The organism is Fictibacillus sp. UD, from assembly GCF_043558025.1.
GTDB lineage: Bacteria > Bacillota > Bacilli > Bacillales > Fictibacillaceae > Fictibacillus.
This window is the reverse complement of sequence record NZ_JARUHH010000004.1, coordinates 237,931-258,790: the sequence shown is the minus strand read 5'-3', so window position 1 is coordinate 258,790 and position 20,860 is coordinate 237,931. Positions and strand designations below refer to the sequence as shown.

Sequence of the window (20,860 nt, the reverse complement as noted above, 5' to 3'; positions counted from 1 at the left end):
AAAGCAATAAAAAATTAGCTACTATATTTTAATAATCGGTAATAGTATAACAATCTTGCTTGATGAAATAAAAAATTATGCTTACTTTCTTATTTCATTTGCAAGTAGCTCATAGGATCTGGTTCTGTCTTCATAACGATGTGTGATGGTAACGATCATCATTTCATCTGCTTCATAAATTTTTTGAAGCTTGTTTAATTCCTCTATTACCTCAGATGGGCTGCCAATAACCATTTTTCTTTTCGCCTCATGTAAAAGTTGAGTTTGTTCGTCTTTTGAAAAATGATTCTGAGCTTCTTCTATGGAGGGAATGCCTCTATCCCCTTTACCCTCTGCACTTTGTTTTTTCCAAAGAATCATCGGCAAAGCAAACTGTTCCGCCTTTTCGGTTGTTTCTGCACAGATGACAGAAACGGCAATAATGGTTTCTGGCATCTCTTGTGTTTTACTGTGATTAAATTGTTTTTTATATGACGCCACAATTTCCGGACCTGGTTTATCACTCATAAAATGACCAAACGCATAAGCAGTCCCGTACTCTGCAGCCAAATCAGCGCTTTTTTGACTCGTCCCTAGAATCCATGGAACAGGTGCAATTTCAGGAACTGGAGAGGCTTGTATCTTTGAAAATAGACCATCCGGCGGAAAGTCATGATGTAAAAATTGGAGCAGCTGTTTAACCGATTTCGGCATTTGGCGGACATTCTCCAAAAAGTTCTCAGATAGAGCCATAGTTGCTTCTGCAGAACCACCAGGAGCGCGGCCGATTCCAAGGTCAATTCGATCTGGGAAAAGAGTGGCAAGCATATTGTAAGTTTCTGCAACACGGTATGGTTTATAATGAGGCAGCAATACAGCTCCTGCACCTAAACGTATCTTTTCTGTATGCGCACCAATGTACCCTAACATCACTTCTGGAGCAGAACAAGATAAGCCTGAAAAGTCGTGGTGTTCAGCAATCCAATATCTCGAATAGCCAAGCTGTTCGCCTGTTTTAGCAAGTTCCATTGAAGCTTGTAGAGCTTCACGCGCATTTTTTCCGAAAGAGATAGGTGATTGATCTAAAATGCTCAATTTCATAAGTCTTCTCCTCGTTTTTTACTAAGTCATATTTTACTCCAAAACTGCTGATTTTACTTTGAACAAAACTTCTCTAAAAAACACCAAAGGACCTCTACCGAATTAGAGGTCCTTATAACTTATATGGATTCTATAATATTTTTCTCAGGTTCAGCTTGTAAAAATTGATTTGAAGCTACGATACTTGCTTGATACTGAGTTAATAGTTCATCTTCGGTCATTTTTAATGAACGGCATAAAGATTGAATTTCAATCCAAGCGCCACGTTCCATATGCTGTACGATAGTTAAAGCAAGATTGTACTTCTCATTGTTTCCAATGAGTGCCTCAGCAAGCTCATTCGTAATGGGGAGATCATCGATGATATCTTTCATATCCTTACTAAGAAGTGTATCTATGAAAGAAAACATGCCAAACATATAGAGATGATTTTTTGAGACACCTACAATGTGTGCAATCCGTTCAAAAAAGACAGCTCTCGTTAAGCTAAGTTTAACGATTTCCAGTTGGTTATCCGCCCTGTTCAAGCTGGACATCATGAGGATCATAATCAATTTCTTAATCTCGTAAAGTCCTACTAATACTACCGCTTGTTTAATCGATGTTATCTTGCTCTTAAAAAAATAGGTTCCGGAATTCATAACTTTTAACAGCTTGTACGAAAGAGATAAATCGCGCTGAATGAGACTGCTGATTTCATTAATATCAGGCTCTCCGCTGCTCAGCTTTTCTAAAAGCAAAATATAGTTTGTAGGAATAGGTGCTATATCTTTTCCTTGTAAGATGATAGGCTTGCTAAAAAAGTACCCTTGAAAATATTCGAAACCTAATCCTCGCGCCTCTTCAAATTGCTCTCGTGTTTCAATCTTTTCTGCTAAAAAAGTTATTTGGTCCTTATAGGTTTCTATCATATTCTTCATTTCTATGTAGTCCATCACTAAATAATCGACCTTAATAATATCTATGAACGGCAGCAGCGATTCCAGATCTTTGTTTACTGAAACATCATCAAGTGCAATGATATACCCTTTATTCTTCAACTCTTTACAGACGGTTAGTATCTCTTCACTTAAACGGACATCTTCTAAAATCTCTACCACAATATATTCTGGTGATATGTAAGTCGGAATTCGGTTTAGCAAAAGGTTTTCCGTAAAGTTGATAAAACACTTTTTTCGTTCCCCTACCTCTTTTATCCCGATTCCTGTGAAACTGTTCACCATGACATCGATCGTAGCACTGTCATGATCCAATCCTTCATATCTGTTTGTTGCACTATTTCTATATAACAGTTCATAAGCGACAACATTCTCATCTTTATCTAAAATTGGTTGCCTGCCAATAAAAATATCCATCTTAATCACCATTTCAGTATCTATTCTTATTTTCCTATATATAGACATCAAACCATAAATTGTAAACATGTACAATATTTGTTTTGTTGTTAAAATGTTCCAAATACCTGCAAAGTAGTACAAATGCCATATTTTTCTCTCAAACTGCATGGTTATGTTTCGATTTATAACACTGTGGGAACACAAACAAAGTAACAATCTTCTACAAAAGGAGGCAGTCCATGGATACACATAGTAAGGTGGTAGGCGTTTTCCGTACAGAAGATGATGCAATTGATGCAATCAAAGAGTTGAGACATCAAGGCTATGACGAAAATGATATCTCGGTGATTGCAAAAGACAGAAAAGAAATGAAACATATTCATGAAGAAACAGGTTCCAAAGCCCCTCAAGGCGCTGCGACTGGTATGGCTACAGGCGGTATTCTTGGCGGCATTGGCGGTTTACTGCTAGGTGCAGGTGCACTCGCCATCCCTGGGATCGGCCCGATCGTAGCAGCAGGACCAATAGCAGCCGCACTCGGCGGAGCAGCAGTTGGCGCTGGCGCTGGCGGAATTGTTGGAGCTCTTGTAGGGTTAGGAATTCCTGAAAATGAAGCAAAAGAATATGAACAATCTGTTGAAGCTGGGGACATTCTAGTTCTGGTTGATACAAATGAAGTAAGCAGACATAGGCAAGTAAACGATACATTCCGTAACTACCGTTCAACAAATGCACATCGTTATGAAGATTCATATTCCAACAAATATTAAAAGGAGGATGATTCAACATGAAAAACGATACAATGGAAGGTAAATGGAAACAGTTCAAAGGTGAAGCCAAAAAACAATGGGGCAACCTAACGGATGATGATTACGATCAAGCACAAGGTGACCGTGAAAAAATGATCGGCAAGATTCAGGAGCGGCACGGCAGATCAAGAGAAGATGCTGAACGTGAATATGACGACTGGTACAGCCGAGTTGGACAATATTAAAAAAGGACCCGCTAAGGTTAATACTTAGCGGGTTTTCCTATGTTTGTAATTCTTATTTAAATAAATCTGATTGTAAGTTCAACTTACTTACATTTTGATCAGCTTTTTTCTGCAGGACTTTTAACCCTTGGCCCATATCAGAAGCTAATATATAGTTTCGATCCACGAAAACTCCCCATACGTTTGCTTTGTCTGATACATATGAACCTACTTCTACCGGATTTGATGGATTTGTAAGATCAACCATACGTATGCCATCTGAATAATGAGATAAGTAAAGCGTGTTCCCCCTTACTTTCGGATCATGAACGGTATATGTTCCAGGTTTGCGCTCACCTGCTTTAATCTGCACCATTGAGTTTAACGTTCTAAAGGTACTTAGCAAAACAGGGTTGCTCTTATCCTTAATGTCATATACACGAACATATCCCCAACCTCTTTCAAATCCTGGATCATGAGGATCTGGATTAAACACTTCTCGTGTTTCAATCAAGATGTTTCCACCGTGTGCTAAAGCTGCCGAATGCGCTGCTCCTTGAACATCACGTTCGAATTTTGTTCTTCCTACAAACTTTGGATTTGCAGGGTCTTCAATATTTAAAATGATTGTACCTAAATCCCAATAAGAGAGATATGCATATTTACCTGTTTCATCTGTAATGATACTATGTAAAAATGCAGTTCGCTGTGCCCCTGTTTGGTCTTCATATTGATAATCACCATTAAAGTCATCGCCTACTTCTGTTGGATCCCAGTTTGAGAGTTCCTTCGGGTTACTAGGGTCTGTTACATCCACGATTGAAAAGTCATGAACATCGACCCCTTTGTCCTTATAGCGATGAGCTTGATAATTAGTAGCTAATAATAAGACTTTGTTATTTTGTTCGGTCAGCCAATGTTCATGCGTCCCAGTAGGCAAATTAGATGGCGTTTTCCAAAAACCCAGCTTCTTCGGCTCTTTAGGATTCGTAACATCGTATAACACCACTCCACCATTTTCAGAGGTTTCCCCCTCATAGCCATATCGCTCTTTATCTACTCGCTGAACACTCACAGCAGCTAAGTCTCCTTTAAATGACGGAGTACTTACAGATTGAACAATAACTTTTTCCTGCCATGTTCCAGGAATATCATTCGCAAGAACGGCAACTTCTTTAGGATTAGCAGGATCCTTCATATCAAAAATTCGAACGCCTTCATTTGTCATCTGACCACGGTGTGTACCCAGATAAGCATAACCCTTGTATGCATATACATCTGCCGTAGTAGCAGGTTTTCCTTTAATGTCTTTTAGAGGAACAGCAGCCACTTCTTTTAGATGCTCAAAGTTTTTGGAACCTTCCACTTTTGGAATACCGCCAAAAGTAGATTCTCCCGCTTCAATATAGCTTTTTTGCCCGTTTTCACAAGCAAGAGCGATTCCGCCTCCTGCCAAAGAAAGTGCAAGTGTACTTGATAAAATTTTTGATGTGAATTTGTTCATATCCCTATATCCACCTCCATAATATTAGTTACTAGAATATAGGAGTTGACTCTTTGATAGAAGTGGGAAATTGACTAAATATTACAATATTTCCTTGTGTACATTTACGTATTTTTATCAATATACATAAGGACTATCTACCTTGAAAAAGTAAATCATCCTAAATAAAAAACCTGAACCTAGGGACTTATTCTTAGCCCATGGTTCAGGTTTAACATTTTTACATAATTACGATAAGAATAACAGCCACTAGTACCAAACGATAAATCGCAAATGGTGTTAACTTTACTTTTTCAATAACATTTAAGAAGAAACGGATCGAAAGCATCGCGAAAATGAATGCACTGATGAATCCAACCACAAAGAACGGCATAGCGTCCATCTTAAAGTATTCCAGGTTCTTTAGAAGCGAGATGCCACTTGCTCCAGCCATGATGGGAACAGCCATAATAAATGTAAAATCCGCTGCTGCACGGTGGCTAAGTCCTAGGAGAACACCACCTGAAATCGTAGCACCTGAACGCGAGAATCCTGGCCAAAGTGACAAACATTGGATAAGTCCGATTGAAAAAGCTTGTTTATAAGTGATTTGATCAACACTATCAATAACAGGATTTTGATTTTTAGCAGCAAATTTATCTGCAAAAATCATAAGAACAGCACCAATTGCTAGTCCGATAAGCACAGTATTCGTAGTGAAAAGGTGCTCATCAATATAGTCCTCGAAAAGTAAGCCAAAAATACCAGCAGGCAGTAAACCTACGATGACTTGAGTTAACTTTAAGCGACCACCAGCAACTTCATTTGTCGCCTTATTTCTTCTAAAACCAAGCATGTCGATAAACCGCTGTCTGAAGACAACGACGACTGCCAAGATTGAGCCAAGCTGAATAACAACTTTAAATGTATTGGCCGGGTATTTCCCTAAAAAGTCCTGTGATTTTAGCCACATGTCATCGACAAGAATCATATGTCCCGTTGATGATACCGGAGCGAACTCCGTCAAACCTTCAACCATCCCTAAAATAAGGGCTTTTAACAACAATAGGATGTCCATAAAAATTACTGATCTCCTTTTACTACTTTTAATCTCATCTCTCTATAATAGACTTTTTTACCTCATTAGCAAAGAATGATGTGATTATTTTATAACACTTTAACATATTGCGTAAAAGGGAGAAACCCCGTTGGAAGCAAAAATCCAACGGGGTTTCTTTTAGAAATCAATAATCAAGCAGCGATTGAAGCTTTCCTTTGTCGAGAACCTTAACGAGCTCTACAAGTAGTTTCGCACTGTTTTCGAGGTCGCTCTTGCTGATCATAGACGTGTGGCTATGGATATAACGTGCCGCTACACCGACAACAAGACTCGGTATTCCCTTTTTATGGAGATGGAATTTCCCTGCATCTGTTCCTCCTCCAAGCATTACATCCACTTGGTAAGGGATATTATTTTTTTCAGCAACCTCAATGATCATGTCGCGGAATCCAGTGTGCGGTATCATAGACGAATCAAGGAACGTTAAAAGCGGTCCTTCTCCTAGCTTTGCTTTGTTCTGGTTTCCACCAGGTCCATCTTCTGCAACTCCTACATCTAGTGCAATCGCCACGTCAGGTTCCATGATAGCAGGTGCTGTTATTGCCCCTCGAAGCCCTACTTCTTCTTGAACCGTTGCACCGCAATAAACGGTGTTTGGGTGGTCTATGTTTTTAAGCTGCTGCAGAACTTGTAATGCCGTATAACATCCAGCTCTGTTATCGAGAGCTTTAGCGAGAATCGTATCGCCATTTGGCATTAGCTCAAAAGGACATATCGGAAGAATCGGATCGCCTACTTTAATTCCCCATTCTTTTACTTGATCCTTATCGTTTGCTCCTATATCAATAAACATTTCTTTCATCGGATACACTCTGTTTCGTTCATCCGCTGTTAAAATGTGAGGAGCTTTTGACCCAACAACACCTGTGAAGGTTTTACTTTTCGTTTGCACATGTACGCGTTGTGCAAGGAGAACTTGTGACCACCAGCCTCCAAGGGGAACAAAGCGAAGATAGCCATCCTTAGTTATTTCGCTCACCATGAATCCAACCTCGTCCATGTGACCTGCGAGAAGAATTTTTGGGCCATCACTGGCTGAACCTTTTTTCTCGCCAAATACACTGCCCAGGTTGTCTGTAACAAGACTTGCTCCTGTTTGCTCTATTTCACGTTTCATGATGTCCCGGATTGCTTTTTCAAACCCAGGTGCACCGTTTGTTTCCGTCAATTCTTTTAACAAATCCACCTACATCACCGTCCTATACATATAGGATGGGAATATTTTTATGAATTATTACAGGAATGATGAGAATTTCTTTACTAAAACGTGCAAAAAAATGCCCTGTTTTAAAAAACAGGGCATTAATCCTATTACAGTTTAAACCAACCTCTTGATTCTAAATCTTCACAACATCTTTCCTTGTGCTTTTTCTTCTTTTTCTTTTTCTTCCAATAATAATCGCTTGAAGAAGATGAAGATGATGAGGATGAAGATGATGACTCTTTTTTACACCAAAGAGCTATTGAGCTAGAAGATGAAGATGACTCTTTCTTACAGCAGCTAGAAGAAGATTCCTTTTTACAGCTGCTAGAAGAAGATTCTTTCTTACATTCTTCTTTCTTTTTTCCGCAAGGATTTTCTTTCTTACAGCATAAAATTCTGCAGTTGCTGCTCTCGTCGTCACCAAGTTCGCCAGCTTGCTTAATAAAGTTAATGGAACCAATCGGTACTAAAACAATATTTCCATCATCGATCTCAACGATTTGAATCGATTGTCTGTTAACCGAAGTAAGGACGCCTTCAATTTCTTCATCGCCACCATCGTTAACGGCTACCCTGCAATTAACCAATTTATTTAAAATTCTTCTGAAAGTATCATTACATACTTTCTTACGGTCTTTATTGCAACAGCTTCTGTCAGATACGACTGTAATGTTTCTGACATTGTTTAGCGGTAAGTAGAACACCTCTTTATCATCTGTTTTGATTGCGATAAAATCTCTTCCAACACAGACTAGCTTACCCTCTATTTCAATGTCGCTAAATCCTTCATTGGCTATTACACGCTTACATAATAATTGGGCAACCTCTCGTGCTGAGAGCTTGTTGTTTTTACAGCTCAAAAAATTTCCTCCTGAAAATTAAATATTGACTATTCTTGTCCATGCATTATATGTTAGAACACCCTAAAAAGGCATAGGTAACTCGTCTATATTTTGATTTTTTCAGGCATTTGGATTCTTTATCATGACTATATATACTTTACGTAAGCTAAGTTACGGTTGGAAGAAGCTTTTTTTGACATATAAAAAAGACCAACAAATGAATGCTGGTCTGTTATCCACCTATGTATTGGTGGAGACGGTGGGAGTCGAACCCACGTCCAAAGATATTGGCACTTAAGCTTCTACGAGTGTAGTCGGTTTATTCGCGTTTCGCGAATCCATCTGCCAGCCGACAGGCGTCCAGATCGCTAGCCTGATTATTCTCTTCCATCGTCCTCAGGCGGAGGACAACCGGCGTAGCCCACTAAGAGTGAGTCCCTTACCCTACCACATGGGCGATGGAGGGAGGAACAGCTAAAGTGCTATTACGCAGCTAAAGCTAAGTTGTTGTTTGTTTTGCCAGTTATTGGCTTTGGCGTTTTAACGAGGCCGACCCCCTCGACTCGCAACTTAAGCTCAAACTACCCCTGTCGAATCCGTAACGTCCCCATTATAAAATGGTAAGCAAGAAGTTAATCCTGCCGAACCTCGGAAAGAGATAAAAGCTTATTTGCTCTTATTCACTTGTAAACTCAGTATAACATTTTCACCCTACGGCCTCAATTGTAAGTTCCTGTAAGAAGAACCAATTATGCTTTTTGACGATCTCGGAATGCACGCTCAATTTCGCGCTTCGCATCCTTTTTCTTCAGGTCATCACGCTTATCGTAATGCTTTTTACCTTTTGCCAAACCAATCAATAATTTAGCAAAACCATTCTTCAGATACATTTTCAAAGGAACAATAGAGTACCCTTGTTCTTTTGTAGCACCTAACAGCTTGTTAATCTCTTTGCGATGCAAAAGCAGCTTACGTGTTCGCAGCGGATCATGGTTGTAACGGTTTCCCTGTTCGTAGGTGCTAATGTGCATGTTGTGTAAAAACAACTCGCCATTTTGCACACGTGCAAAGGAATCTTTTAAATTTGCCCTGCCTGCGCGAATGGATTTAATCTCCGTGCCCTGAAGGACAATTCCAGCTTCAAATGTTTCTTCAACGTGGTAATCGTGCCGCGCTTTCTTATTCTGTGCGACTACTTTCCCTTCTCCTTTTGGCATGTAAAACTCAATCCTCCCCACAGCAAGTGAACTTTAATTATAGCAATATGGTCAAATAACGTCAAGGTTCACCACTTGAGATGAACCTTGACAAGTCAACCTGCTTATTTCTTCTTTTTCTTGCCTTTCTTTTTAGCCACAGGCTTATAGAAAGGTTTTTTCTTGCCCTTCTTTGAATCTTGTGGACCGCTGGAACGGTCGGACTCATTTTTGCGATTCTTGCTGCGTCTGCCCCTGCCTCGTTTTGGAGTATCACCAATGTCGATTACCTGCTGACGATCTTTATGACGCTTGCGAGGCGTGCCTTTCATACCCACAATTTCAAAATCAATCGAGCGCTCATCAACGTTTACGTTTACAACACGAATGGAGATCTCATCACCGATACGGAATACGTTACCTGTTCGTTCACCGATCATCGCCATAAACTTTTCGTCAAAGCGGTAATAGTCGTCTGTTAAGTAGCTAACGTGAACAAGTCCTTCAATCGTATTAGGCAGTTCCACAAACAATCCGAAGTTTGTAACTGAACTGATGACACCATCAAACTCTTCACCAACTTTATCGAGCATGAACTGTGCTTTTTTGAGCTCATCTGTTTCACGCTCTGCATCAACTGCACGGCGTTCCATCGCTGACGAGTGCTTCGCGATCCCTGGCAGTTCTGCTTTCCAATGACTGACCGTTTTTGGGCCAGTATCTTTTTTGAACAGATACGTGCGGATCAATCGGTGTACGATTAAGTCCGGATAACGTCTGATTGGTGACGTGAAATGCGTATAGAACTCAGTTGCTAAACCATAGTGGCCAAGTGACATATGATCATATTTTGCTTGCTTCATGGAACGAAGCATGATTTTTGAGATTACCATTTCTTCAGGCTCGCCTTTTACGGTCTCGAGAAGCTGCTGAAGACTGCGAGGGTGAATATCGCTCGCGGTTCCTTTTAAAGCATAGCCGAACATGCTGATAAACTCTAAGAAACGCTCTAGCTTGCCTTCATCTGGGTCTTCATGAATTCGGTACATGAACGGAAGCTCGAGTTCATGAAAATGCTGAGCAACGGTTTCATTCGCACAAAGCATGAACTCTTCAATCAGCTTTTCAGCAACTGAACGTTCGCGTAGAACAACGTCTTGCGGATCGCTATTCTCATCAACAAGCACTTTTGCTTCTGAAAAATCAAAATCAATCGCACCGCGGGCAAAACGTTTTTTACGAAGAACTTCTGCAAGCTCTCCCATCAGTTTGAAAAACGGAATCAATGGTTCATAACGTTTTGAAACTTCCTCATCTTCATCCTGCAAAATCTTACGGACATCTGTATACGTCATTCGCTCTGTTGTTTTAATCACACTAGGGAATATTTCGTGTTTGATCACTTCACCGTCATGGTTGATCTCCATTTCACACGAAATCGTTAAGCGGTCCACTTTCGGATTCAATGAACAAATCCCGTTTGACAGGCGATGTGGAATCATCGGAATTACTCGATCGACTAAGTACACACTCGTACCGCGTTCTTGTGCCTCTTTATCAATCGGAGAATCCTCTGTTACGTAATGGGTAACATCTGCGATATGCACACCAAGCTTGTAATGGCCGTTTGGCAGCTTGATTACATGAACCGCGTCATCGAGGTCTTTTGCGTCCGCTCCATCTATCGTTACAATCGTTTCACTGCGAAGATCGCGGCGTCCTTCGATATCGTTCGGATCAATGACATCCGGTGTGTTATGCGCCTGCTCTAATGCTTCTTCTGGAAACTCCCTTGGCAGCCCGTGCTTAAAAATAACTGAGATGATGTCTACACCAGGGTCGTTTTTATGACCGATGATATGGATGATCTCTCCTTCAGCACTGTTTCTACCTTCCGGGTATTTCGTAATCTTCACTAAAACTTTATGACCTTCTACAGCACCATTAACTCCATCTGCTGGGATAAAGATATCATTTGGGATACGTTTATCATCAGCGACAACAAAACCGAATTTACGACTTTCTTGAAACGTACCTACGACTTCTGTTACGCCGCGTTCTAAAATACGGATGATGGTCCCCTCTGGACGAGAACCAGAAGAAGTTTGATTTAATCGCACCAGGACCGTATCACCGCTCATCGCACCGTTCATATCAGATTGTGAGATGTATACGTCTTTTTGCTCGCTCTCTTCAGGAATCAAAAATGCAAAGCCTTTTGCGTGGCCTTGAACGCGTCCTTTGATGAGACTCATTTTTTCAGGCAGTCCATAGCGGTTCGTGCGTGTTCGGACAACAGATCCTTCATCTTCTAGTTCGTTTAGTGTTAAAACCAGTTTCTTGAAAGCTTCAGCATCAGGAAGTTGAAGGGCTTCTTCAATCTCTGTCACTGTCATCGGTTTTTCCGATTCTTTCATGAGCTGGAGTATTTGCAGTTTATCCAAAAACTGACCTCCTTTTAAAGGGAAAAAGATCTATTCTGACCAGTCGAGGTCTTCTAAGAAAGCATAAACATCTTCATGCAGCTGTTCTTTTTCCTTATCTAATGTAATCACATGTGTTGAATTTTCATACCATTTTAGATCTTTCTTTTCACTTTCTACTTCTTCATAAATAATATTTGCAGAATCTGTGTTAATCATCTCATCATGTCTAGCCTGCACAACAAACGTGGGTGCGTATACGAGATCAACAGAATTTCTTACGCTTTGAATGAGATCTTGAAGTGCTTTTAACGTATTCATCGGTGTTTTCTTGAATTCTTCCATTTCCTGCTCTATCTGTTCAGGGGTTTTCTGTTCACGCTTTTTATATTCTTCGGCGTACTCGCAAACCCCTTTATACATCACTTCTTCACTTTTGATCGACATCGGTGCACACATTGGGATCACGGCTTTTACAGGCTGTTCAGTTGCCAGCTTAAGTGAGAATACTCCACCTAAAGAAAGCCCGCATACGGCAATTTCATCATATCCTTTTTCTTTTAGGTGATTGTATCCGCCAATCACATCTTCCCACCAGTCTTCAGGGCCAGTGTGTACTAATTCTTCAGGGGGAACGGCATGTCCTTTATACTGGGGGGCATGACACGTATACCCCTTTTTCTGCAGAAATCTCCCCATCATCCGTACATCTGCTGAACTGCCAGTAAACCCGTGCAGCATTAAGACTGCCCGCTTTCCTCCTTCAAAGAAAAACGGTTTTGGTGCTGTGATTTTCATGAAACTTCTCTCCTATTCATTCATTAAAAATTGATATACTTCATTGATTAATTGTTCTTTTTCTACGTCATGACAAATCATGTGCTTTGACTCTTTAAAGTAGCAAATCCGTTTATTGGAAGCTGCAATAGTTCCGTATAAAAACTCAGCACTTTTTCTTGGAACAAGGCCATCGCATTCTCCTTGAACAATCAATGTAGGTGCTGAAACTTGTGAAAATTCCGGTTTGATCAGCTTTACAAGTTTTCGAAACTCTCTTGTTGCACTAAAAGGTGTATCAAGAAATTTCTTTCTGTACCTTTTGTAAAGTTCATGATCCTTTAGCTGACCATTGAAGCCAGAGATCATCATATTGGCAAGATCTTTAATCATCTGTGCAGGATTTAAGTAATACGCACTTGCATTCAATAAGATTAATTTGTCGCAGCCATATTTAGATGCTAAGTAGCCCGCGATCATACCGCCCATCGAAAAACCGACGATATAGAGGGTTTCCACTTTTTCGCGAAGTTCTAAATAAGCCTTTTCAGCTTCATCAAGCCATTCAGTATGGGTTCTTCCTTTTAAAGAAAGCTCTGTTCCGTGTCCAGGATATGTAGGAACAGATAACAGCCAATCCGTATGTTTCTGTAAATACTCTGTGATTGGCTCGATTTCATAAGGCCCTCCTGTAAAGCCATGCAAACATAGACAACCGATCATGCTACCACCTTTTTGACTTTAGGTTACCCTTTTATCTACGTATCAAATCATATCACATCCACTCTGGGAAAGGGTGAGCGGCGTTTTTAGTAAACAAAAAAAACAACAAGCGGATTGTCCACCTGTTGTTTTTAGCTGTTCATTAGTTCATCGGAATGAAGTATGCTACTGAAATCGTTAAAATGAAGAACAACACTGCAAGAATGATCGTTAACTTACTTAGCAATGCGTCGATACCACGCGCTTTTTGTTTACCAAAAAGCTGCTCAGCTCCACCTGTAATCGCGCCTGATAATCCAGCCGAACGACCTGATTGAAGAACAACGACTACGATTAAAGCTAATGATACTAAAATAAGAAGGATTTTTGCTGCTGTTAGCATGTATGTTACACCTCCACCGTTCCTCGTTACATTACTATAAATGTATCATAACTAGAAGGGACGAGGCAAAGCTTTTTTCAGAACCTTCGTTAATTTGTTCCTAAGTAATTGATATCGAATTCCTTATGAAAAATATAAAGGCGTACAGCTTTAATTACATTTAGCCTTTTGTTTAACAGACCTACTACTTGAACGGTAGCACCTGGCTGTACTGCTTCATCTGGTGCAATATCGAGTGTTTTGTCCCCATCCAGGAGCTCTGTTTTGGAGTCCAGTTTTACGTTCATCACTATTTTTTTATGATAGATGGTAAATACATGGCCATTGGATTCTTTCACTTTTCCTATAAAGCTGATCGGGTTCAATTTTTCTTGTTTTTTTTCTGCACCATCCGAAGATTCTTGTTTAAGTGGCTGCATCATAAACATCCCCTCTTCGCATTTATGGGGACATCCCCCATATTCATTTTACTGTTACTTGTTTAAATTTATGTCTGTTTCTAGTGGTGTGTCTTCTTTAGAAGAGTAATAGTGGTCATTGAATATGGATTTCTTTATGACAACATCTTCATACGTTTCTGATTTCAAACGTCCTTTTTCACCATTTGTAATCTGCAGGTCATAGGTTCTAATCAATAAAATAGTAAATAAGAGAATGATAAATCCGCGATATAGTTTAAACCGATATACTTTGCCTCTGCGATGCTGTCTATTTTCCTCTACCCTCATATAACATTCACCACACCTATTTAGAAGAAACATCGTTTTTAAAGAGTTTTTTCCTTTTACTTAATTTACTCTCTTTTTGTCTCCTCTAAAATGGATTTATCATGATTTCTTTCTCATACGAACATGATAAGTTTCAGATAATTAATGGAACGTTTCATTAGGTGAGAGCGAAACGAAAAAAAACCTGCTAGAACGTGATGTTCTAGCAGGTTTTTGATTCGTTGATTTGATTTAATTGATTTGAAGCATATAACCATAACGCGGGACTGTAACGATTGAGTCTCCATAATGTCCCAGCTTTTTTCGCAGACGGTAAACAAGAGCATTGATCTCGTCGTTCCCAACGTCAGGTATTTCGTTTGATCCTGGAACCATTCTTTCTGGCCAGATGTGAATCTTTATTTCATCACTGCTGACGGCCTGGTTCTTTTTCCGATAAAGAAATACTAGTAGATCTGTGTGTTTTCCTGATAAAAAGAGTTGTTCACCGTCAATTGAGATTTGGCGGCGTTCAGGAATAATGTGAAGTCCATTCGTAATTTGTGTTTCTGCGGGCTGGAGGGGCGATGTGAATTCCATGGTGAGATCTGTTTCATCGGTTTGTGTATTCAAGTAGGTTAACAGGATAACACCTTTCGCTAGACTGATTACATCTCCAGATTGAAGCTGTTTTGGCATATTTGGTTCTAAAAGATTATTATTTAGCGCTGTCCCGTGTTTCGAGTCTAAATCTTTTATAAAAGGTACCCCATCTTGCAGATAGATTTCGGCGTGCAGGCGAGACACGTATGGACTGATAAACGAAACATCCGTGTCGTTCGTTTGTGATGACCGCCCAAAGGTTAACGTTTCACCATCGGGCTTAAGCGGCATGAGGCTCCCCGTGTCATATGGATCTCCCGCTTCGATTCTTATGTATAAACTATCTTTCATATATAATTCCCCCGTACATCAGACAAGAACTTGTTATAAGCATTTTAAATGATTTTCCGTAAAAATAGAAGGATTATGAGATTGTTTCTTTAAAAGCGAGTAATTTGGTTCATTGACGAACGTAAAACTTCTCGAATGAGCATAAATCTCGTGTGAGCGAGCATAAATCTCCGTGAGCGAGCATAAATGACTTCTTATAATAAACCTTAATCAAATTAGATATAAAACAAGCCTTTTTACCCATATTTTTCAATTTTTGAATAGGACAACCCTGCTTTTACGCACCTTAAAGGTAACAAGATTGGAGGGATCAAGATGACTGTTTTTGAAACGATGTCGCTCATGATCAGTTTCTCAATGCTCATTGTTACTATCCTTCATTCTAACAATCGCTCTCGATAATCAGCAGGGAATTCCTTTACCAGCCTGAAATGAAGACAGCCCCCAGATCGGCGCTTAATGCGCCTGATCCGGGGGCTGTCTTTTTCAGAAAGACAAAATGGCGAGTTTGTCTTTGTTTGGGGTCAGACCCCAATTATTTTTTTAGGTTGTAGAATGCGTTCATTCCTGGGTATACAGCTAGGTTGCCTAGCTCGTCTTCGATGCGAAGAAGCTGGTTGTACTTCGCTACACGGTCAGTACGTGAAGGAGCACCTGTTTTGATTTGTCCAGCGTTTGTCGCAACAGCGATGTCAGCGATTGTGCTGTCTTCTGATTCACCAGAACGGTGAGAGATAACTGCTGTGTAACCAGCACGTTTAGCCATTTCGATCGCGTCGAATGTTTCAGTCAACGTACCGATTTGGTTAACTTTGATAAGGATCGAGTTACCGATTCCTTTTTCGATACCTTCAGAAAGCTTTGTTGTGTTTGTTACGAACAAGTCGTCACCAACAAGCTGTACGCGGTCACCGATACGCTCTGTTAATAGCTTGAAGCCATCCCAGTCGTTTTCGTCAAGACCGTCTTCGATTGAAACGATCGGATATTTGCTAACAAGATCTTCGTAGAAAGCAACCATTTCTTCAGATGATTTAACAACACCTTCACCTGAAAGGTGGTATTTACCGTCTTCTTTGTTGAACAATTCAGAAGCTGCAACGTCCATTGCAAGGCGAACTTCTTCACCTGGCTTGTAACCCGCTTTTTCGATCGCTTCCATGATTGTTTGAAGAGCTTCTTCGTTTGAACCAAGGTTAGGAGCGAATCCACCTTCGTCACCTACAGCTGTGTTTAAGCCTTTTTCTTTAAGAACAGACTTTAGACTGTGGAAGATTTCAGTACCCATGCGAAGTGCTTCTGGGAAGCTTTCAGCACCAACAGGCATAACCATGAATTCTTGAATGTCTACGTTGTTATCAGCGTGCTCTCCACCGTTCAAGATGTTCATCATAGGAACTGGAAGAGTTTTAGAGTTGAATCCTCCAAGGTACATGTAAAGAGGTACGTTTAGGAAGTCAGCAGCAGCGTGAGCAACAGCCATGGAAACTCCAAGGATTGCGTTAGCACCTAGCTTGCCTTTGTTTTCAGTACCATCAAGCTCGATCAACGTTTGGTCGATTCCTACTTGGTCTAGTACGTCAAAACCGATAAGTTCTGGAGCGATGTTTTCGTTTACGTTATTTACTGCGTTAAGTACACCTTTTCCAAGGTAGCGTTCTTTGTCGCCATCACGAAGCTCAACTGCTTCGTATTCACCTGTAGAAGCACCAGATGGAACGATCGCGCGTCCGAAAGCACCTGATTCCGTGTAAACTTCTACTTCAACTGTTGGGTTACCGCGAGAGTCTAGAACTTCGCGAGCATAAATTTCAATAATTGCTGACATAATTGTCTCTCCTTTTTATAAGAAAATGTAATTTGAGAATAAAGCATTTCCGGCAATACGCACAAGGGCCCTTTGTACATATTCCATTAAAGTACCCTATTTAATTAACGTTTTACCTGTCATTTCTTTTGGCTGATCGCCGCCTAAAAGGTTTAAAACTGTTGGTGCAAGGTCGGCCAAGATTCCGTCTTGACGCAGTTCTAATCCTTCTTGCGTAACAATTACAGGTACAGGGTTCGTCGTATGAGCTGTCATCGGATTGCCTTCCATCGTAATCACTTCATCAGCATTACCATGGTCAGCTGTAATAATCGCTGCGCCGCCTTTTGCCAGGATTGCATCGACTACTTTTCCTAAGCACTCATCCACTGTTTCAACCGCTTTGATTGTAGGCTCAAGCATGCCTGAGTGACCTACCATGTCAGGGTTGGCAAAGTTTAAGATGATCGCATCGTGTTTACCTGCTTCAATCTCTCCAACAAGCGCATCCGTTACTTCATAAGCACTCATCTCTGGCTTTAAGTCGTACGTTGCCACTTTTGGCGAATCAATTAGAATACGCGTTTCACCAGGAAACTCTGCTTCACGCCCTCCGCTGAAGAAGAACGTTACGTGCGGATACTTTTCTGTTTCAGCAATACGAAGCTGTTTGAAGTTTTGCTGTGATAAAACTTCGCCTAAAGTGTTGTCTAGGTTCGTAGGTTTGAATGCTACGTCACCATCTACTGTTTCACTAAAGTGTGTTAAACATACGAAGTGAAGGTTTTTCGGGAACGCTTCTCCGCGGTCGAATCCACGGAAATCTTCGTTCGTAAACACTTGAGAAATTTGGATCGCACGGTCAGGACGGAAGTTACAGAAGATGACTGCATCTCCATCTTGAACCGTCGCAACAGGTTCTCCGTTTTCTTTTTTCAAAACAGACGGAAGAACGAATTCATCATGAACGCCGTTGCTGTATGAGTCTTCAACCACTTCAAACGGATCTTTGTAATCTGGACCCTCACCATAAACCATAGCGCGGTATGATTTTTCAACCCGGTCCCAACGCTTATCACGGTCCATGGAATAGTAGCGGCCAGAAAGTGTTGCGATCTCACCAACACCAAGTTCATTGATCTTATCCACTGTTCTTTGAATGTAGCCTTTAGCAGATTGCGGCGGTACATCACGCCCGTCCAAGAATCCGTGCAGATATACTTTTTCCACGTTCTGCTTTTTAGCTAGTTCTAATAGTGAAAGAATGTGTTCGATGTGGCTGTGAATTCCTCCATCAGAAAGCAACCCAAAGATATGAAGTGCTTTACCGGTCTTTTTCACATGGTCCATCGCATCAATAAACGTTTGATTTTCGTAAAAATCTCCTTCTTTGATCGATAGATTCACGCGAGTCAAACTTTGGTAGACAATACGTCCTGCACCAATATTTAAGTGACCCACTTCTGAATTACCCATCTGACCTTCAGGAAGGCCAACGGCTTCCCCACTAGCTGTTAGTTGAGCGTGCGGATACGTTTCCCAGTAGCGGTCAAAGTTGGGCTTTTTCGCTTGTGCAACAGCATTACCTTTGTCTTCATTACGGCAAGCAAAACCGTCTAAGATGATTAAAGCTACTGGTTTTTTACTCATCGGCTAACGCCCTCCAGAAGCTGAAGGTAAGATTTCGGCTCAAGGCTAGCTCCGCCAACCAAAGCGCCATCAATATCAGACATACCCATTAATTCTTTAATGTTGTCAGGCTTCACGCTGCCGCCGTATTGAATACGAACAGCATCTGCAACATCTTGTGAGAATTGCTCTGCTACAACACTGCGGATGTAAGCACATACTTCGTTTGCATCTTCAGAAGATGCTGTTTTGCCCGTGCCGATTGCCCAAACTGGCTCGTATGCGATTACTGTTTGTTTCATCTGCTCGTCTGTTAATCCAGATAAGCCTTTTTCAGTTTGTTCTTTTACAACGTCCTTCGTCTTGTCCGCTTCACGCTGTTCGAGCGTTTCACCGACACAAACGATTGGAGTCAGACCATGCTTAAATGCAGCATGTGTTTTTTGGTTAACCAGCTCATCTGTTTCTCCAAAAAGTTCACGACGTTCAGAATGCCCAAGAATAACATATTGAACGTTTAGATCTTTTAACATAACAGGGCTGATTTCACCAGTGAAAGCACCGCTCTCTTCGAAGTGCATGTTTTGTGCACCAATCGCAAGTGGTGTACCTTCCGCTTCGTCTGCTAAGCAGTCAAGGAAAAGAGCAGGTGCACAGATTACAGAGTCAACAGCTTCAGCTGAAGGAACAAGACCTTTCACTTCTTCTACAAAACTGCGTGCTTCTGACAATGTTTTATTCATTTTCCAGTTACCTGCAATAATAGGTTTACGCATTCTTTTCACCTCTTAAAAGTGTTTCTTTTAGAGTAGTACTAAAAGTCATTCTCAAACTTCATTGAAAAGTTGATTGGAGTGCAAGGTGCGAGACTCTCGGCTAGGACAAGCGGTCAGGTGAGACCCCGCCAGCGCAATACGCTAGGGAGGCTCACCGCACGTCCCGCGGAAAGCGAAGCACCTGGAGCGGAAATCAACCGCCCACGAAAGCTTACTTGTCGTTTAAAGCTACAACGCCTGGAAGCTCTTTACCTTCCATGAACTCAAGGGAAGCACCGCCGCCTGTTGAGATGTGGCTCATCTTGTCAGCAAGACCGAACTTTTCAACTGCTGCCGCTGAGTCTCCGCCGCCGATAACGCTGTACGTGTCAGTTGCTTCTGCTAATGCGTTTGCAACTGAACGAGTACCATTTGCGAATGCGTCGATCTCAAACACACCCATTGGCCCGTTCCATATTACAAGCTTCGATTCTTTAATAACCTTTACGTACTTTTCAATTGTTTTTGTTCCGATATCAAGACCTTCCCAGTCCGATGGGATTGAATCGATGTCGACTACTTTTGTGTTAGCGTCATTTGAAAAGTCGTCAGCTACTAGTACATCTTCTGCAATAAGGAAGTTTACGCCTTTTTCTTTCGCTTTTTCCATGAAACCGCGAGCTGTTTCAATCTTATCTTCCTCTAAAAGAGACTTTCCTACGTCATGGCCAAGCGCCTTAATGAATGTATACCCTAAACCACCGCCGATGATCAGGTTGTCAACTTTATCTAAAAGATTGTCAATTACGTCAATCTTGTCCTTTACTTTTGCACCGCCAATGATCGCAGTGAAAGGACGGTCAGGATTTGATAGAGCTTTGCCAAGCACTTCAAGTTCTTTTTCCATCAACAAGCCTGAAACGGCCGGAAGATGCTTTGCAATTCCTTCTGTTGAAGCATGTGCACGGTGTGCTGCTCCGAAAGCATCGTTTACGTACACATCAGCAAGTGCAGCAAACTTTTGTGCTAACTCAGGATCGTTCTTCTCTTCACCAGGGTAGAAACGAACATTCTCAAGAAGGATAACGCCGCCTTCTGGAAGGTTAGCAACTGCTTTTTCAACTTCTTCTCCGTATGCTTCATCCGTTTTAACAACTTCTTTTCCAAGAAGATCGCTTAAACGCTGAGCTACAGGATCTAAACGAAGCTCTTCAACAACCTGTCCTTTTGGACGGCCCAAGTGGCTTGCTAAAAGAACTTTTGCGCCTTGCTCTGTTAAGTATTTGATGGTTGGAAGAGCAGCGTTGATACGCGTTTCATCCGTAATGCTTCCATCTTTCATCGGTACGTTAAAATCAACTCGGCAAAATACCACTTTGCCTTTTAGATCGATGTCACGAACACTTTTTTTGTTCATAAGTATGCAGCCTCCTGACTAGTCAAAAAGATTAAAAGAATGACAATCCCA

Annotated in this window: 21 protein-coding genes and 1 other RNA gene; 3 read left to right on the top strand and 19 right to left on the bottom strand. The window is 41.1% G+C overall.

From position 1 onward, the window contains the following. Positions 1-81 precede the first annotated feature (81 nt). Together P8610_RS09385 and P8610_RS09380 are read right to left on the bottom strand one after the other, a co-directional pair. Complete coding sequence (locus tag P8610_RS09385) at positions 82-1,080, bottom strand: LLM class flavin-dependent oxidoreductase (protein WP_394604150.1); 999 nt, start codon at positions 1,078-1,080, stop codon at positions 82-84. A gap of 119 nt (positions 1,081-1,199) precedes the next feature. Next, complete coding sequence (locus P8610_RS09380; protein ID WP_394604149.1) at positions 1,200-2,435, bottom strand: EAL and HDOD domain-containing protein; 1,236 nt, start codon at positions 2,433-2,435, stop codon at positions 1,200-1,202. Positions 2,436-2,656: 221 nt separating this feature from the next. Between P8610_RS09380 and P8610_RS09375 the strand changes: the two genes are divergently transcribed. Together P8610_RS09375 and P8610_RS09370 are read left to right on the top strand one after the other, a co-directional pair. Then, positions 2,657-3,187, top strand: a complete 531-nt coding sequence (locus tag P8610_RS09375; protein WP_289494542.1) for a general stress protein — start codon at positions 2,657-2,659, stop codon at positions 3,185-3,187. Between the two features lie 17 nt (positions 3,188-3,204). Continuing rightward, complete coding sequence (locus tag P8610_RS09370) at positions 3,205-3,411, top strand: CsbD family protein (RefSeq protein WP_289494541.1); 207 nt, start codon at positions 3,205-3,207, stop codon at positions 3,409-3,411. A gap of 52 nt (positions 3,412-3,463) precedes the next feature. Here P8610_RS09370 and P8610_RS09365 read toward each other — a convergent pair whose 3' ends face one another. The 13 genes from P8610_RS09365 to P8610_RS09305 form a co-directional block, all read right to left on the bottom strand. Beyond that, positions 3,464-4,894 carry an LVIVD repeat-containing protein gene (locus P8610_RS09365; RefSeq protein WP_394604148.1) on the bottom strand — a complete coding sequence of 477 codons (1,431 nt, stop codon included), beginning with the start codon at positions 4,892-4,894 and terminating at the stop codon, positions 3,464-3,466. A gap of 220 nt (positions 4,895-5,114) precedes the next feature. Then, on the bottom strand, positions 5,115-5,951 hold the full coding sequence (locus P8610_RS09360; protein ID WP_394604147.1) for an undecaprenyl-diphosphate phosphatase: 837 nt from the start codon (positions 5,949-5,951) through the stop codon (positions 5,115-5,117). Between the two features lie 166 nt (positions 5,952-6,117). Beyond that, on the bottom strand, positions 6,118-7,179 hold the full coding sequence (locus P8610_RS09355; protein ID WP_394604146.1) for a M42 family metallopeptidase: 1,062 nt from the start codon (positions 7,177-7,179) through the stop codon (positions 6,118-6,120). Between the two features lie 125 nt (positions 7,180-7,304). After that, positions 7,305-8,057, bottom strand: coding sequence for a hypothetical protein (locus P8610_RS09350; protein ID WP_394604144.1), 753 nt, complete (start codon positions 8,055-8,057; stop codon positions 7,305-7,307). Between the two features lie 230 nt (positions 8,058-8,287). Further along, positions 8,288-8,648: a transfer-messenger RNA gene (gene ssrA / locus P8610_RS09345) on the bottom strand. A 140-nt stretch (positions 8,649-8,788) separates the two neighbouring features. Then, positions 8,789-9,256, bottom strand: a complete 468-nt coding sequence (gene smpB / locus P8610_RS09340; protein WP_066239234.1) for an SsrA-binding protein SmpB — start codon at positions 9,254-9,256, stop codon at positions 8,789-8,791. A 104-nt stretch (positions 9,257-9,360) separates the two neighbouring features. Then, the gene (rnr, locus tag P8610_RS09335; protein WP_394604238.1) at positions 9,361-11,652 is read right to left on the bottom strand and encodes a ribonuclease R; all 2,292 of its coding nucleotides are present in this window, start codon (positions 11,650-11,652) and stop codon (positions 9,361-9,363) included. 57 nt (positions 11,653-11,709) lie between these two features. Further along, on the bottom strand, positions 11,710-12,456 hold the full coding sequence (locus P8610_RS09330) for an alpha/beta hydrolase (protein WP_394604143.1): 747 nt from the start codon (positions 12,454-12,456) through the stop codon (positions 11,710-11,712). Positions 12,457-12,468: 12 nt separating this feature from the next. After that, on the bottom strand, positions 12,469-13,158 hold the full coding sequence (locus tag P8610_RS09325; RefSeq protein WP_394604142.1) for an alpha/beta hydrolase: 690 nt from the start codon (positions 13,156-13,158) through the stop codon (positions 12,469-12,471). A gap of 142 nt (positions 13,159-13,300) precedes the next feature. Beyond that, positions 13,301-13,540, bottom strand: coding sequence for a preprotein translocase subunit SecG (gene secG / locus P8610_RS09320; protein WP_066239244.1), 240 nt, complete (start codon positions 13,538-13,540; stop codon positions 13,301-13,303). Positions 13,541-13,629: 89 nt separating this feature from the next. Next, positions 13,630-13,959, bottom strand: a complete 330-nt coding sequence (locus P8610_RS09315; protein WP_394604141.1) for a hypothetical protein — start codon at positions 13,957-13,959, stop codon at positions 13,630-13,632. A 54-nt stretch (positions 13,960-14,013) separates the two neighbouring features. Beyond that, entirely contained in the window at positions 14,014-14,268 is a 255-nt protein-coding gene (locus P8610_RS09310) for a hypothetical protein (RefSeq protein ID WP_394604140.1), read from the bottom strand. A 231-nt stretch (positions 14,269-14,499) separates the two neighbouring features. Continuing rightward, on the bottom strand, positions 14,500-15,201 hold the full coding sequence (locus tag P8610_RS09305; protein WP_394604139.1) for an FHA domain-containing protein: 702 nt from the start codon (positions 15,199-15,201) through the stop codon (positions 14,500-14,502). Between the two features lie 315 nt (positions 15,202-15,516). On the opposite strand from P8610_RS09305, the gene P8610_RS09300 reads away from it, so the two are divergent. Continuing rightward, entirely contained in the window at positions 15,517-15,603 is an 87-nt protein-coding gene (locus tag P8610_RS09300) for a putative holin-like toxin (protein ID WP_225218726.1), read from the top strand. Between the two features lie 133 nt (positions 15,604-15,736). Here P8610_RS09300 and eno read toward each other — a convergent pair whose 3' ends face one another. The 4 genes from eno to P8610_RS09280 all read right to left on the bottom strand — a co-directional run bounded on the left by eno (position 15,737) and on the right by P8610_RS09280 (position 20,809). After that, complete coding sequence (gene eno, locus P8610_RS09295; protein WP_394604138.1) at positions 15,737-17,029, bottom strand: phosphopyruvate hydratase; 1,293 nt, start codon at positions 17,027-17,029, stop codon at positions 15,737-15,739. Between the two features lie 96 nt (positions 17,030-17,125). Beyond that, the gene (gene gpmI, locus P8610_RS09290; protein WP_394604137.1) at positions 17,126-18,658 is read right to left on the bottom strand and encodes a 2,3-bisphosphoglycerate-independent phosphoglycerate mutase; all 1,533 of its coding nucleotides are present in this window, start codon (positions 18,656-18,658) and stop codon (positions 17,126-17,128) included. Then, the gene (gene tpiA / locus P8610_RS09285; RefSeq protein WP_394604136.1) at positions 18,655-19,413 is read right to left on the bottom strand and encodes a triose-phosphate isomerase; all 759 of its coding nucleotides are present in this window, start codon (positions 19,411-19,413) and stop codon (positions 18,655-18,657) included. Before tpiA ends, gpmI begins: the two co-directional genes overlap by 4 nt. Positions 19,414-19,624: 211 nt before the next feature. Further along, positions 19,625-20,809, bottom strand: a complete 1,185-nt coding sequence (locus tag P8610_RS09280) for a phosphoglycerate kinase (RefSeq protein ID WP_394604135.1) — start codon at positions 20,807-20,809, stop codon at positions 19,625-19,627. Positions 20,810-20,860: the final 51 nt, after the last annotated feature.